Annotated in this window: 1 protein-coding gene; it reads right to left on the bottom strand. The window is 64.7% G+C overall.

What is annotated here, in order from left to right; translation table 11 throughout:
• The coding region (locus IG64_RS37200) for an alpha-amylase family glycosyl hydrolase (RefSeq protein ID WP_037864977.1) at window positions 1-550 on the bottom strand (550 nt) is incomplete at both ends.

Raw genomic sequence — 550 nt, 5'->3', positions numbered from 1 at the left:
CGGCATGACGGGGAAGTGGAAGGCCATGTGGCACTCGTCGCCGCCGGCGGTGTAGTCGCCGAAGTAGTCGACGACGTCCTCCGGCCACTGGTTCGCCTCGGCCAGCAGCACCGTGTCCGGGTACTGGGTGTCGATCTCCTTGCGCACCCGCTTGAGGAACTGGTGGGTGGCCGGCAGGTTCTCGCAGTTGGTGCCCTCCTGCTGGTACAGGTACGGCACCGCGTCCAGGCGGAACCCGTCGATGCCGAGGTCCAGCCAGAACTTCAGCGCGGAGATCATCTCCTCCTGCACGGCCGGGTTCTCGTAGTTCAGGTCCGGCTGGTGCGAGAAGAAGCGGTGCCAGTAGTACTGCTTGCGTACCGGGTCGTACGTCCAGTTCGACGCCTCGGTGTCGACGAAGATGATGCGGGCGTCCTGGTACTGCTTGTCGTCGTCGGCCCAGACGTAGTAGTCGCCGTAGGGTCCGTCGGGGTCCTTGCGCGACTCCTGGAACCAGGGGTGCTGGTCGCTGGTGTGGTTCATGACGAAGTCGATGATGACGCGCATGCCG

This window comes from Streptomyces sp. NRRL S-340, from assembly GCF_000720185.1.
Lineage (GTDB): Bacteria > Actinomycetota > Actinomycetes > Streptomycetales > Streptomycetaceae > Streptomyces.
The sequence above is the reverse complement of the archived record's forward strand: the minus strand, read 5'-3'. Positions and strand labels throughout refer to the sequence as shown.